This window comes from Pseudoalteromonas sp. S3785, assembly GCF_005887365.1.
Classification (GTDB): Bacteria; Pseudomonadota; Gammaproteobacteria; order Enterobacterales; family Alteromonadaceae; genus Pseudoalteromonas.
In genome coordinates, this window is the sequence record NZ_PNCT01000005.1 from 72,594 (window position 1) to 86,331 (window position 13,738).

8 protein-coding genes and 1 pseudogene are annotated in these 13,738 nt (G+C 40.5%); 2 read left to right on the forward strand and 7 right to left on the reverse strand.

All coding sequences use genetic code 11. The annotated features are described in order from the left end of the window. Positions 1 to 60 precede the first annotated feature (60 nt). The 5 genes from CWC17_RS01850 to CWC17_RS01870 all read right to left on the reverse strand — a co-directional run bounded on the left by CWC17_RS01850 (position 61) and on the right by CWC17_RS01870 (position 7,475). Entirely contained in the window at positions 61 to 1,473 is a 1,413-nt protein-coding gene (locus CWC17_RS01850; RefSeq protein WP_138611935.1) for a sigma-54-dependent transcriptional regulator, read from the reverse strand. Next, positions 1,470 to 3,176, reverse strand: a complete 1,707-nt coding sequence (locus CWC17_RS01855; RefSeq protein ID WP_171042063.1) for a transporter substrate-binding domain-containing protein — start codon at positions 3,174 to 3,176, stop codon at positions 1,470 to 1,472. Before CWC17_RS01855 ends, CWC17_RS01850 begins: the two co-directional genes overlap by 4 nt. 335 nt (positions 3,177 to 3,511) lie before the next feature. Continuing rightward, complete coding sequence (locus tag CWC17_RS01860) at positions 3,512 to 4,573, reverse strand: putative porin (RefSeq protein WP_138611937.1); 1,062 nt, start codon at positions 4,571 to 4,573, stop codon at positions 3,512 to 3,514. Positions 4,574 to 4,606: 33 nt separating this feature from the next. Then, on the reverse strand, positions 4,607 to 5,878 hold the full coding sequence (locus CWC17_RS01865; RefSeq protein WP_138611938.1) for a dicarboxylate/amino acid:cation symporter: 1,272 nt from the start codon (positions 5,876 to 5,878) through the stop codon (positions 4,607 to 4,609). A gap of 526 nt (positions 5,879 to 6,404) precedes the next feature. Then, the gene (locus CWC17_RS01870; RefSeq protein WP_138611975.1) at positions 6,405 to 7,475 is read right to left on the reverse strand and encodes a mechanosensitive ion channel family protein; all 1,071 of its coding nucleotides are present in this window, start codon (positions 7,473 to 7,475) and stop codon (positions 6,405 to 6,407) included. 130 nt (positions 7,476 to 7,605) lie between these two features. On the opposite strand from CWC17_RS01870, the gene CWC17_RS01875 reads away from it, so the two are divergent. Continuing rightward, on the forward strand, positions 7,606 to 8,568 hold the full coding sequence (locus CWC17_RS01875) for a YihY/virulence factor BrkB family protein (RefSeq protein ID WP_055014185.1): 963 nt from the start codon (positions 7,606 to 7,608) through the stop codon (positions 8,566 to 8,568). On the opposite strand, the gene CWC17_RS01880 is transcribed toward CWC17_RS01875, so the two are convergent. Together CWC17_RS01880 and CWC17_RS01885 are read right to left on the reverse strand one after the other, a co-directional pair. Next, complete coding sequence (locus CWC17_RS01880) at positions 8,565 to 9,455, reverse strand: LysR family transcriptional regulator (RefSeq protein WP_138611939.1); 891 nt, start codon at positions 9,453 to 9,455, stop codon at positions 8,565 to 8,567. The two genes, CWC17_RS01875 and CWC17_RS01880, sit on opposite strands and share 4 nt — an antisense overlap. A gap of 73 nt (positions 9,456 to 9,528) precedes the next feature. After that, positions 9,529 to 12,549 (reverse strand): bifunctional diguanylate cyclase/phosphodiesterase, encoded by a 3,021-nt coding sequence (locus tag CWC17_RS01885; RefSeq protein WP_138611940.1) that lies wholly within the window; start codon positions 12,547 to 12,549, stop codon positions 9,529 to 9,531. A gap of 345 nt (positions 12,550 to 12,894) precedes the next feature. Here CWC17_RS01885 and CWC17_RS01890 point away from each other — a divergent pair. Then, a pseudogene (locus CWC17_RS01890) lies at positions 12,895 to 13,737 on the forward strand (pirin family protein). Position 13,738: the final 1 nt, after the last annotated feature.

The window sequence follows — 13,738 nt, forward strand, 5'->3', positions numbered from 1 at the left end:
CCCGCAGTTAACGCTGCGGGCTTTTTTGTGTCTAAAATTTGATTAAGTATTGTGTTGTTTTTAAGGTTCTGGCTGGCCTTTTTTAAGTCGCTTACTTAATGCTGGTTGCGATATACCAAGTAACTGTGCGGCAAATGATTGGTTTGAATTGGCGCGCTTCATTGCCTCGGTGACTAATAACTCTGCCGCTTGTTTTAGTGTAGGCAAAGTGGATGACGACTCAAACAGTGGTTTTGAAAGCTGGGCATGCATATCTATTGTGGGCACGGCGCTGCGCACACTTTCAAAGGCTTTCATCGATAAATCCCCTGATTGGTGGGTGCTCATTGCATCAAATGCCATAGCGCGTAGCTCTCTGATATTGCCAGGGAATGTATAGTTTTCGAGTAAAATTAATAGTTCTTTTGGAATACTTGCCACCGGTTTATTAAATTCTTGCGCAGCTAGCGTTAAAAAGTGCTCTAGCAGTAAAGGGATGTCTTGTTTGCGCTCTCTAAGCGGTGGAATATTTACATGATGAATTTTTAAACGGTAGTATAAATCGTTTCTAAATTCGCCGTTTTCTTTTTTAGTGAGTAAGTTTTGATGCGTGGCTGCAATAATGCGCGCATTGATGCGCTTTGGCGTGTCGCTACCTACGGGGTAATACTCGCCTTCTTGCAAAAGCCTTAATAACTTTACTTGTGAGGCGAGGTTTAAATCGCCAATTTCATCAAGAAATAATATCCCACCTGATGCACGCTCTATCATACCTTTACGGGCTTGCTCTGCGCCTGTAAACGCGCCTTTTTTGTGGCCAAATAAGGTATCTGAAAATAAGTTATCGTCAAGGCCGGCTACGTTTACACACACAAGCTCACCACTACAACCACTGGTTTCGTGAATAGCTCTGGCTATGAGCTCTTTGCCTACGCCACTTTCACCGGTAATTAAAATAGGTTGCTGGCTGTTTGATATAGATTGAATGTAATTAAACACCGAATGCATTTGATGATCCACACTAATAATTTTAGAAAACGCAGGATCCAGGCTTGTTTGATTTTCTAGTAGGTAGCCGCGCATGGCTTGGTTTTCTAAGTTTAGCTCTTGAAAACGCACCACCTGCATTATGCTATTACTTAGGCGTTCGGGATCTTCTGTTTTTACATGATAACCATAAGCGCCTAATTTTATACATTTTACAGCGGCTTCTACTTGATTAATGCCGCTGATGATCACCACCGAAATGTGAGGAAAAAGCTCGGTAATTTGCGCTATAAGCTCATCACCACTGATATGTGGCATGTTTAAATCAAGCAATACAACACGAATATTTCCTTGGTTTAGTTTGGCTATTACATCACGGCTATCGTTACATTGTACAATGTTGTTAATGCCGCAGTAGCGCTCTATTGCAAACGATATGCTTCGTAGAAAGCTGTTGTCGTCATCACAAATAAGGACCTCAAAACTAGGGTATAAATTAGTATTCATAGTTCACTCTCGTGTTGTAATAAGGGTAGTGAAAGCTTTACTTTTGTGCCTTTACCAAGTGTTGATTTGAAGGTGAGTTGGCCTTGGTGATCCGCCACGATCCCCGCTGATACAGAAAGCCCTAAACCGGTGCCACCCGATTGCCGTTTGGTGGTATAAAACGGATCGGTAAGCTTAATTAAGTGCTGTTGATCAATACCTACACCTTGATCTTCAATGCTCAGCACAACTTGATTGTGTTTAGTATGGAAATAGCTGGTGATAATGATTTTTTGCGATTTGTCTTCAAGCGCTTGGCAAGCATTTAAAATCAAATTAACGATTACCTGTTCGATGCGGCTGCCGCTGCCTTTAAACAAAGGTAGCGAATTGGCTAAGTTAACCTCTAAGTGGTTGGTAGCGTTTTTAATTTGGTTTGTAACTAAGCGAATAGAGCGGTTTGTTAGTAAGTTTAAATCTAATTGCTCTGTTTTTTCGTGCGATGTTTCACCTTTTACCGCAAAGCTTTTTAAATCTTCTACTATGCCTTTTACTTTGTTACTGGCGATGTGCATATCGTCTAAAATTTCTGGCAACATTTGTTTAAAACGTGGGTAGCTTACACCCGCAATAAGAAAGTCGCCTTGGCGTGCTTGGTGCTCATCGAGTATGTCTGTTGCATCTTCAAAGGCTTCTTTTATAAACGGAAAATTCAAAGTTAAAATGCTACAAGGGTTATTAATTTCGTGAGCCACTCCTGAAACCAACACCCCTAAGGAGGCCATTTTATCTGCATGAAGTAGCTGTAACTGCTGCGCTTGTAGCGCTTTGGTACGGCTTTCTACTTTTTTTCGCAGTGCTTTGTTCCATATTATCACCACGATACTAATGAGTAGCAGCACCACTACACATATACCTGCGATTACCCCAGCTTTTGACCACGGCGACACGTTTAACGGGCCAAACCATTTGTCGTAAATTTCTTGCTGGCGACCGGTATTTTTTAAAATAGCTAAACCTTGAGTAAATTGCGATAACAGTGCTTCATCTGCGGTTTTAGTGGCATAACCATAAAGCCTGTTTCTTTCTAGGCTAGAAATAGCCGTAATGTTTGATAGCCCTAGTTTTTTACTTAAATACAAACCAGGTAGGTTTGAAACTACAGCAAAATCATAGCGCCCAGAGGCAAGCAAGCGCAGAGCATCGGCGTGCGTTTCAACGGGTATTAGTGTTATTTTTAGGCCAGAGTCTTTTAGCATATCAAAGGCTGAGCCATTATTTTGAACAATCACACGAAAGCCTTCAAGCTCTGTGTAATTAGTAATTTTAGGGCTATTGTCACGCGCAAAAATAGAGTGGTTCACAAAGGTATGCGGGCTAAAGTTATACAGGTCGGTGCGCTCGGGTGTGGCGGCCATGCCTTGCAAAATATCTACATTTCCGCGGTCAAACTCAGCTCTTATTTCGGCCCAAGGCATCAGCTTTATTTTTATATTAAGCCCCATTACCGCCGCTATTTCTTGGCTAAGCTCTACGTTATAGCCTGTAAGCTCGCCATCTTCGTTAATAAACTCATAGGGTGGGTAGTTAAAATCGCCGCCCACTATAATTTGTTTAGGCTCAGTTAAATTAGCCTGCGCTAAACTGCTTACGCTATTGATCGCCACCAGGCTTAGTAGCGCTATTTTTAGTACATAAAACCAAGCGTTTTGTTTGTTGAGCAAGTGTGTAAACCTCTGCATTTTTAGTTGTGTTAGGTCCGTTAGTTAATTGTGTAAGCAATACAAAAAAATGGTGTGTATGCTCCTTTTACAGCTGCAAAATGGTTATTTTTATTTGGCGGAAGGGGACTATAGTCTGTATTTTAATTTTATATAAATTAGGTACTAACGAATTTGGCATGATTTTAGGTCTTATTTATTTGCATTATAAGGTAACTAAAAATAAGTTATCCATGAGTTTTGATGCTAACTAGGTAGGTTATGTCTTTTTACTGCTAAAAATAAAAGCGATTTAATAACAGCTATTAAATCGCTTTTATTTGGTTGGGAGAGAGCGCTTAAAACTTCATGTTTAGATTTACTTGAATGCGATCGCGGCCATTGTTGTTTGTAGGTAAATCGTTATTAATATTATCCACGCTGTACCACCTTAAATCGGCATTTAAGTTATCTGCAATTTTATAATCTAGTTGTACGCGTGTGCCTTTAATATTGGTGTACGAACCCGGCGTATTGGTTTGCGTAAACGCGCCGTTCATCGGTAATGCATAGGCTTCGGTACGTAGCACATAAAAGCGCAGGCCAAACTCTTTATTTATTTGATAGCGTGCGTGTACGGTATAGGCGGTGTTTTCAGTGTCGGCTTCACTGGTGTAGTAATCAGTTGCAAAGCGCACTGGGCCATAACGTACAACAAGGTTGTAGGTCATTACATTACCCGCCTGGTCATCATCAAGGCCTGATTCAGCACTGGCGTAGGCCGTATCGGAGGCACTTACAAAAATGCCGCCGATACCTGCTTTCACTTTTACGTTATTAAATTCAGTAGTGTATACACCTTGCAGCTGTTGCCAGCTGGCATCGCGCTTGCCTTCGCCATTATCAACGTTTTCTTCAAGAATAATATGCCCTGCATTAACGCTAAAGGTGTTGTTACTCCAATTAGCTTGTACACCTTCGAGCGCTATATCGTCACGAAAAAGTAGCTCTGATGAGTGCATATAAACGGGGGCCGCTTTACCAATATATACTTGGGTGTTACTAAGCCCTGTGTATTTCATAAAGGCGCGGTCTAATCCAAAGTCATCGTTATCGCTGGTATTGGTGATGCCAAAGGTTTGGTGGGTTGAATCGTGCTGGCTTGAGGTTGTTCTAAAGCGCATTTGTGCTGACCAGTTTTCGGTCGCTGCGTATTTTATGCCAAAACGGGCACGCAAACGAGCGCGGCTTGTTGAGTCAATTGTATCGCCTTCGGTGCGCTCAAAACGCATACGCATATCGCCAAATAGCTTAACGGCTTCAAGGCCATTTAAACCTTCAATTGTAATATCTGCATGAGCAGGCTTTGCTAAGGCAATAACACCTAGTGCAACGGGTAAATATATCAGTTTACTAGTCATGGTTTGTTCTCTATAAAATTACTAAAACGAGGGTTATTGCTTAGCGGGTTGAGCCGCAGTGGTGTTTTGGTTGTAAAGGGTTTCGTCAAGCTCGTTTTCGCTTTTGCCAATTAATAAAGTAACCATTAAGTCGCCCGTTACATTTATGGTGGTGCGTGCCATATCTAAAATTCGGTCAATACCTGCAACTATTGCAATGCCTTCAAGTGGTAGGCCAACGGTGGTCAGTACTAGCGAGAGCATGATAAGGCCAGCGCCGGGTACACCAGCGGTGCCCACAGAGGCTAAAGTAGCTGTAGCTATAATGGTTAAGTAATCTGTTGTGGTGAGGTCAATGCCAAAGGCTTGGGCAATAAACAGAGCTAGCACACCTTGGTATAAAGCGGTGCCATCCATGTTAATAGTGGCGCCTACTGGCAGTACAAAGCTTGATACAGTACGTGATACCCCTAAGTTTTGGGTGGCGCATTTAATGCTGGCAGGCAAAGTACCTGAGCTACTTGTGGTGGTAAAAGCAATAATTTGCGCTTCAATAATACCTTTATAAAAATGCTGTGGATTAAGCTTGCCTAGTAGGCCTACAAAGCCGCCACCCAACACTAAAACGTGAATAATGCAGCCTAGGTACACTAAGCCAATTACTTTTATAAGTGGCAGTAAAACATCCAGTCCGTACTTGCCAGATACCCACGCCATTAATGCAAATACACCGTATGGTGCTAGCTTCATTACAAGCTCAGTTAATTTGTACATTGCATCGGCTAGGCTTTCAAACATTTTGCTAGCGGGTTCGCCTTTTTCACCAATTAGGTTTAAAGCAATGCCTAAGCTCAACGCAAACACTATAATTTGTAATATATTACCTGAAGCGAGCGAGCCCACTGGGTTTTTTGGTACTAAACCTACAATGGTGTCTACTAGGGTAGGGCTTGGTTTAGCATCAGCCACTGTGGTTGCAACCATATTTAAGCCTGCGCCAGGTTCAAACAACAGCCCAAGGCCTAAACCAATCGAAATAGCTACTGCGGTGGTGGCTAAATAAAATACGATTGATTTAACACCAATACGACCCATTTTGGTGGTGTCTTTCATTGAGGTAACGCCAACAATTAATGAGCAAAATATAAGCGGTACAATTAACATTTTTATGGCGCTAATAAATAGCTGGCCAATTGGTTTTATATATTCAGCATTATTGCCAAGCAGCATGCCAGCAATCATACCTGCTATCATACCTATGAGTATTTTTAGCCAGAGCGCCATTTTTTTAGGCTCGTTGTTATTAATACTTGTTGTACTGGTCATAATGTTATTCCAATTATTTATAATTTTAGTGGGAGCTATTTAACTTTTGCTTAGGACGTCAACGCGTATACGCTTACCGCACAGGCAAGTGCACAGGCCATACAAGGGGCTTGCAATGATATGGGTAAGCGCTCGTTAGCCTTTTTAGATAGGGGTTGTTTGTACACGTGCATAATTAAGCTCTAAAGTTGTTAGATTATTGTTATTGCATTAATAATGCCAAGCACTGTTTTGTTAATAACGTATTGAATGTTATTGATTTTATTGTTTTTGGTTGGTGGTTTGTTAATATAACTTTTTGAATAATAATTAATAATGAAAGGCGGGTTAAAGGCGGCTTAAATGATGGTTTATAAATAACTCATTTAAAATCAAGGGGTTGATTGGAGTATAACTTTTGTTATTGATATAACAAAAGTTATACTCCCTGCATTAATTAATCATATTTCTCATTTTGAAAGAGTTTAAAACATTATTAAGTTGCAAATAGGCTATTTATGGCTGTATTTTTTCTTGTACCTTGAACTTAGATAATATTTTTACCCTGTTCAGGATCGCGCGACTTTTCAGCTTGGTCGCGAATTTCGTCGGTATCGCTACTTACATCATCAAGGGTTTCATTTTGTTGTTGCAGCTGTTTAGTGGTTTGCTGAGCAGTTGAAGGTTGCTCAGTTTTGCTGGTGGGCTTTTGTGTATCACTCTCATCGGGTGTACTGAGTAAAATACGCTCACGTGCATCATCAGGCATGCTAATGCTTTGATTAGTAAACTCGGTTACAAGCTCACGCATTAACTGCGAGGCCACTTTTAAAGGGCTATGCTGTTCGCTGTTAACCCAAAAAAATAGATTAAAGTTAATTGTTGAACTGCCTAAATTGTTAATCAGTACTTGGGCTGGTGGCTCACTAAGCACACCCGTTTGCTTGTTAGCGATTTCAAGTGCGAGTGTTTGGCAATAACGAATATCGTTATCGTAACCTATACCAATCACCACCTTTGCACGCATTTTTGGATTTGCTGTTAGGTTTTTAATGGTATTTTTGTAAACCGTGGCATTAGGTATTTGTATATGGTTGCCATCGTAATCAACTAAGGTGGTTGCGCGGGCTGTGACCTTTTTAACCACCCCTAAGCGGCCATCTACCTCTATTACATCGTCTATTTTAAATGGCCGCTGTACGCTTAATAGTAAACTAGCAATAAAGTTCTCTGCTATGTCTCTAAAGGCAAAGCCTAATATTAAGCCTATTAATCCGGTACCGCTCATAATGGCAATAGCAAATTCGGTCAGCCCTGCTAAACGTAAAAATAAATACACACCCAGTAATAAAATTAAAATACTAATACCGCGTTTGGCCACAAGATGTACAAGTTTACTGTCGGTCATATAATGAAGTGGCTTTACTAATAGTTTAGACAATGGGCTTGCAGCAAAGTAGCTAAGAGTTAAAAGAATAAAACCTAATAAAAGAGTGGGTAATATTTGCGCTGTTGCGTGAAGTAATTGCAAGCATTGGCTATATAAATACTGCCAACTTAGCACGTTTTGTTCGGTGTTTAAGGCATTAACAGCCGTGGTGTTCAGTGCAATTAGCATGGTTATAGGGCTGTTCATGGGGATTTACCTAAAATTTGTAATAATCTTACAATCAGCAATTTTAGTACCAATGTTAAGCGTGCAGCTTGGCAGACTTTTTGCTCAATAATAGGCTAAAAAGGAGTAGATGATGAGCAAAGCAAAACGAGGACAACATGCCGAGCAACCAGTACACATTCCAGTTGTCGGTTGGTGGGACATAGCCAAACGCATTTTTAAGCAAATGAGCCAAGATAACTTATCGTTGGTTGCAGCGGGCGTTGCATTTTATGCCTTGCTTGCCATTTTTCCTGCTATTGCTGCCATGGTTTCTGTGTATGCGTACTTTTCATCGCCCACCGATATTAGTGAACACTTGAGTAAAATAGTTACCTTATTACCACAAAGCACCAGCGATTTAATTTTATCGCAGGTCTCGAGCTTAGCTCAAACCTCTAACGCCAGTTTAAGCTTAAGTGCAATTGGTACACTTATTCTAACTATATGGAGTAGCTCCAAAGGCAGTCAGGCGCTGATTACGGCGTGTAATATTAGTTATCATGAATATGAAAAACGCTCATTTTTTCATGCTCAAGTTGTGCGTTTTTTATTTTCGGTAGGGGCTATTTTAGTGGCTATTTTTGCTTTGCTAATTATAGGTATTTTGCCCATAGTACTTAATTTGGTAGGCTTAAAAGAAAGTATAGACTTACTAATAAAGTTAATATCGTGGCCATTGCTCGCCTTTATGTTTAACTTTGCATTGGTGCTTTTGTATCGCTATGCACCACACAGAAAACCCGCTAAGTGGCGGTGGATCACTCTTGGCTCTTGTATTGCAACTGTATTATGGATTTTAGCCTCAATTGGTTTTTCGTTTTATGTCTCTCACTTTGCAAGCTACAACGAAACCTATGGTTCGTTAGGTGGGGTAGTGATTATGCTAATGTGGCTCTATATAAGTGCCTATATTATTACGCTTGGGGCGGTAATCAATGCGGCAACCGAACAACAAACAGCGAAAGATAGTACCAAAGGCCCCGCTAAAGAACGCGGTAAACGCGGCGCCTATGTAGCTGATCACCTTGATGTAGATGAACCAACAAACTCTTAGTTGTGTTTGTTATTACACAAGCTTATTAAATGCTGAGTAAATGCTTGGCCAACAGGACCTAAACGGTCACTGTCGTTGCACATTAAGTAAAGCTTTAGAGAGCGGGTTGTTCCTTGCTCTAAATTTAGGGGCTTAAGTGTATTGTTTTTAAGGTGGGGTTGAATCTGCGCGCTAGGCAACCACGCATAACCAAAGTTTTGGCTAACCATATCGATAGAGTTACGTAAGTGGCTTACTGTCCAGCGCATATCAGCGCCAAGCCAGCCATCGTCGTGGCTGGTGAGAGTGGCTGAATCGCGAACAACTATTTGCCTGTGTAATTTAAGCTCTCTGAAGGTTAGAGGCTCAGTGCGCTGATGTAAGGGGTGGTCAGGGTGCGCAACAGCAATAAATTCTATATCGCACAGGCTATGGCAATTAATACCATAAAGCGCAATAGAGGTTATAGCTAGGTCGACCACTGCATTTGTAAGTAATTCGTTTGCGCCGTTAAGTACGCTCTCTATTAATTCTATTTTTACCAGTGGGTATTGCTCATTAATATGGCGTAGCGCTTGATACAATAAATGCTGCGGAAACACTTCATCTACCGCTATTTTTAATGTGCTTTCAATGCCTTCGCTCAACGTTGCGGCAACCGACTCTATTTTACTGGCTTCGTCTATTAAAAACTCGGCGCGGCGTAATATAAGCTTACCGTTATCGGTTAAATACGCTTTACGGCCTTTTACTTCAAGCAATTTTACTTGCAGTGCCGACTCTAACTTTTGCACTGCATGGTGCACGGTTGATTGGCTTTTAAATACTGCGTTGCTAGCACCAGCAAATCCACCATGTTCTACAACAGCTTTAAACATTCTCCATTGCTCGAGTGTTGCCTTTGCCATTTTAAACCTTGTTACTACTTACTATTGATTACATTACCTGACCGTGTAGACACTTTATTTATTGCGTAACGACTTATTTATTATTGGCAATTACCATTTTTTTGCTGATCAGCAATGACATAAACTCTTTTTTAGGCACTGGCTTTGAGAATAAATAACCTTGTCCGTAGTCGCATCCTGCTTTTAGTAGTAGCTGCATTTGTTGCTGTGTTTCAATTCCTTCGGCAATAACTTTAAGACCAAGCTGGTGGGCCATTACAATAATGGCTTCGCATAAGGCAAGCTCTTGGCTTCCTGCTTTTATATTGTCAACAAAGCGCTTATCTATTTTTAGGTAATCGGTATCCATTTCTTGCAGGTAAGCAAGTGATGAATAGCCGGTACCAAAGTCATCTAGAGCCAGTTGCATTCCTGATTGCACTAATGTTTTTAAGCGACTTTGTGTGAGTGGCTCAGGGTTGACCATAAGGCCTTCTGTGATCTCAGCTACTATGGAAGAAGCGGGCAGTTTTGCAGCCTTTAGCATATCGCACCAATCATCAATTCCGCTGTCGGATGTCGATAGCTGCACAGGTGAGACATTGATACTAATTTGAAATTGCTCGCCCATGGTGGTGTTTATTTCTTTTAGGGTGTGTATTGCTTGTGTAAATACAAATTGACCCAGCGCATTTATTTGCCTAGTTTCCTCTGCAAGCGGTATAAATGTCGCCGGCGAGACTAACCCCTTTTTAGGGTGGTGCCAGCGAATAAGCCCTTCGGCTTTGTGAATGTGTAAATCATTTAAGGCCACAATAGGCTGATAAAATAGCTCAAATTGTTCAAGCTCTATGGCGGAGCGTAAATCTTTTAAAAGCTGCATACGCGCTTGTGCGTGAATACGCATATCTTTTGAGAAAAATTCAAAGCCGTTACGGCCGTTATTTTTAGCCTTGTACATGGCTTGGTCAGCAGCTTTTAATAGCAGCTCTGTGCTTTGGCCATCGTTAGGTGCGCATGCAATACCCATACTAGCGCTGATAAACAGCTCTTCGTCTTCAAGCTGTATGCTCGATGAAAGACTTTGCAGTACATTGCTGGCAATTTGGTTTATATGGCGAGCGCTTTTAACTTGATCGTAAACAATTACAAATTCGTCCCCGCCAATACGCGCAACAAAGCTGGCGTTTACTGCTGCTTGAATTATTCGCTGAGAAACTAATTTAAGTAGATTATCGCCATAATGATGGCCTAACGTGTCGTTAATATCTTTAAAGTGATCAATATCGAGCAACATCACGACAAGTTCGCACGTTTCATCAGTTACATTTTCAAAGCGTTTATTTAAACGCTCTTTAAGCTCTAACCTATTAGGTAGGTCGGTTAAATGATCAAAGTGAGTTTTTCGCCATATGGTTTCATCGGCTTGTTTTTTTTCTGTTAGGTCGGTAAATATAGCCACCCGGCGAGTAGGCATGTTTTTATCGTCGTAAACGGTATCTATGATCAGAAATTCGGTATAGGTGTCGCCATTCTTTTTGCGATTAATTATCTCACCCTGCCAACGGCCTGTTTCCCTGAGCTCTTCCCACATTTTTTCATAAAATGCTTTTGAATGTTTGCCCGACGCTAAAATGCGACTGGTTTTACCAATCGCTTCTTCTTTGCTGTATTGTGTTGTTTCGCAAAACGCAGGGTTTACATCATAAATAACGCCATCAGGGTCTGTAATCATCATCCCTTCACTGCTATTACTGTATACAAGCGACGCTAGATGAAGCGCTTTTTCGTTGACCTTTTTTTGGCTAATATCTCTAAGCACAATAATGTATTCATTATTAGTAAGGGTATTAATTCTTGCTTCGAAAAAGTGCTCTTTAGATTTTTTACTTAATGAAAGCTCAAGTGTTCGCGAGCTCTGTAAACTCCCTAAATGAGAAAGTAATAACTCGGCACTGGCCTTTGGCAGTACATCGGCTAATTTAAGCGCGGAGCTAGGGTCAACGCTTAGCACAGGGCTAATATGCCCGCCAATATAAAGTACTTTACCTTGGGTGTTTATACGTATGTAGGTATCGGGTAAAGCATTTAATAAGCTCATTAATTCGTTGTGCTTGTTTTTTAATTTTGCCTCTGCAGATAGTCGGGTTTGTGCCATAACAGCAAAACGGTCGTAAAGTGCTTTTAGTTCTGGGCTATTGGGCTTTTTAATATGTTTAGGCATAGCGCCATCTGCAAGCTCATCAGTGGCTTTAGTTAAATTAGCGATAGGCTTAAATATACTTTGTTTAATTAAGCGCCTAGCGAGTAACACTAATAAGGCAATAGCCGATAAAAACGCAAAAATGGTTTTAGCAAAGCTTTCATTAACCTTATTAATAAAATCCTCAACTGAAACTGCAATATGAATGTCTAAATTATTAGCATGCCCGTCTTCATATATAACTGAGCGATGAAAAATTTGGTTTTCGCCTTTTGCATTTTTAAATACGGTTAACGAGCTTTTATCGTGAAGTAAATCTACATCGGTAATTTTTTGGCCTAAATCACGTGGTTGATTAGGGTAATTGGCCAGTATTAAGCCGTTAGAGTCGGCAATAACAGCTTTAGCGTTGTTAGGTAATTTAGCTTCGCTTAGTACTATGTTCCACCAGTTCAATGCTATAACAGTAACTAGTGTGCCTTTTAGTTGGTTATTAGAGTCTATAATCGGGTAGGCAAAATTGACACTTTGCGCTTGAATACTTCGGTCGTATTGAAAATACCCCACCGAAAAGCTTTTATTATTAATAGCATTTTGAAAATAAGTACGATCGCTAATATTAATATTCTTACTACGCCCATTTGTTACACACTGAAGGTCGCCGTTTTTATCAACAATACCTATATTTGCAATATTTTTATAAAGGGCTTTTATTTCATAAAAGTAACCAGGGCAGGTCGTAGGGAGCGTGTTACTTTTTGCCGTTTTATCGGCTAGATAAATAGTCACCCGTTTAACATCATCAACCATCGTTTTTTGATGCTGTGTCAATTGCTTAGCTATATTTACTATTCTTTCTTCACTTTTTTCTATAGCAGCATCACGCTCATACCATAGCGTAAATACCGTCACTGCAGCGCCCGGAATGCTAAGTAGGATAAGTAATCTATAGAGCTGGCATTTAAGCGATGAAGTAAAGATAAGTTCTCCTTGGACTTTATGTTCCTAAAAAATGATTGTAGACATAAAAGCTGAAAATAACCATACAAAATATAGGGTTGTATTAAAAAGTTATTATAAATCAGCTCAAGCCTGAGCTTTTAATCATTAAGCCTATTATGCAACATAACCGAATTATCGCCATTATCAAGAAGGCTTCTAAAAATTAGAACGATTTACTCGATTTAAAGACATGGTTGTCTGGTTTTATCAATGTTTTAATTAGCTCATTAATTAATCTACTACAGTATTTTAAATATGAATATAGTAAAAGTGTTAACAGCTTATGCAACACAAGATGGGGATGGTGTAAATATCAGCCGAATACCTGGTTTTGATGGCAAATATCTCGACCCCTTTTTAATGATTGATGAGCTAAAGTCTAATAATGAAAGTGACTATATTGGTGGTTTTCCACCGCACCCTCATCGTGGCATAGAAACCTTTACATACATTATTAAAGGTGGTTTTGAGCACCAAGATCAAATGGGCAATAAAAAAGCGATCCGCTCTGGCGATGTACAGTGGATGAGTACAGGTAGAGGCGTTATGCACAGTGAAATGCCATTGGCAGATACAAAAGAGGGGCTGCATGGCTTTCAAATTTGGATCAATATGCCCAGCGGCGAAAAAATGCGTGCGCCACGCTATCAAGATACAACACAAAATCCAGCTCCTGTAGTAACTAACAAGCAAGGGGTTATCTTTACTGCACTTGCGGGGAATTGGGAGTTTGACAATTACACGCTAACGTCGAGTTTGCAAAGCTTAGCGGCCAATGCCGCACTGGCTAATGTTAGTCTCCCTATTAATACACGCATACAGTTAGCAGGGCTTAAACAGCGTAAAGTAATGGTTTATGTTCATACAGGCGAGCTTATTTCGGGTGATGGGCAAACCTTTAATGCTGGCAAGTTACTTATATTAAATGAAAACAGTGACATTGACGTTTCTTCAAAAAAAGGCGCGGGAATACTTATTTTAGCGGGTAACCCGCTTGAGTAGCCTATTGCACATATGGGCCCGTTTGTGATGACCACGCAAGAGGAAATTAAACAAGCGGTGCGTGATTATCAAAATGGCGAATTTGGCACCATTTAAT

What these genes read in the sequence shown, in the direction of transcription:
- CWC17_RS01860 (WP_138611937.1), bottom strand. Translation starts at nt 4,573, where the DNA reads ATGACTAGTAAACTGATATATTTACCCGTTGCACTAGGTGTTATTGCC.
- CWC17_RS01875 (WP_055014185.1), top strand. Translation starts at nt 7,606, where the DNA reads ATGAGCAAAGCAAAACGAGGACAACATGCCGAGCAACCAGTACACATT.
- CWC17_RS01880 (WP_138611939.1), bottom strand. Translation starts at nt 9,455, where the DNA reads ATGGCAAAGGCAACACTCGAGCAATGGAGAATGTTTAAAGCTGTTGTA.
- CWC17_RS01865 (WP_138611938.1), bottom strand. Translation starts at nt 5,878, where the DNA reads ATGACCAGTACAACAAGTATTAATAACAACGAGCCTAAAAAAATGGCG.
- CWC17_RS01870 (WP_138611975.1), bottom strand. Translation starts at nt 7,475, where the DNA reads ATGCTAATTGCACTGAACACCACGGCTGTTAATGCCTTAAACACCGAA.
- CWC17_RS01850 (WP_138611935.1), bottom strand. Translation starts at nt 1,473, where the DNA reads ATGAATACTAATTTATACCCTAGTTTTGAGGTCCTTATTTGTGATGAC.